The 516-nt window shown below is 61.8% G+C and carries 1 protein-coding gene; it reads left to right on the top strand.

Features of this window, described 5'->3' with window-relative positions; all coding sequences use genetic code 11:
- Positions 1-516, top strand: a 516-nt coding sequence (locus CFB89_RS33885) for a fumarylacetoacetate hydrolase family protein (protein ID WP_179233588.1), incomplete at both ends; no start/stop codon positions are given.

Here is a 516-nt window from a genome sequence, read left to right as displayed (position 1 = left end):
TGAGTTTCCGCGTCGGCGGAAAAGCGACGTTCGGCGCAGTGGTCGATGGTCGGGCACTTGATCTCAAGAAGAGCCTGAACGACAAGTACGTCGATTTGCTGGCCGCGCTGCAAGCTGGCGCGCTGGACGAACTGGAAGAAGCGGCCTCCCGTGGCGGGCTCTCATACGATCTCGACGAAATCGAGTTTCTGCCGGTCATTCCGAATCCGCCCAAGATCCTCTGCATCGGCATCAACTACGAGACCCACCGCAGTGAGACGGGCAAGGACCCGTCGGCCAAGCCGTGGGTGTTCGCGCGCTTCGCCAACTCTCAGGTGGGCCACGGTCAGCCGCTGATTGCCCCGCTGGAGTCGGAGAGATTCGACTACGAAGGCGAGATCGCGGTGATCATCGGCAAGCGCGGCCGCCGTATTTCTCAAGAGGCATCGTGGGAGCATATCGCCGGCTACGCGCCCTACAACGATGGTTCGGTACGCGATTGGCAACGTCACACGCCGCAGTGGGTGCCTGGCAAGA

It is taken from the genome of Burkholderia sp. AU16741 (assembly GCF_002223345.1).
GTDB classification, from domain to species: domain Bacteria; phylum Pseudomonadota; class Gammaproteobacteria; order Burkholderiales; family Burkholderiaceae; genus Burkholderia; species Burkholderia sola.
Note: the sequence above shows the minus strand (reverse complement) of the source record. Positions and strands in the feature narration are given on the sequence as shown.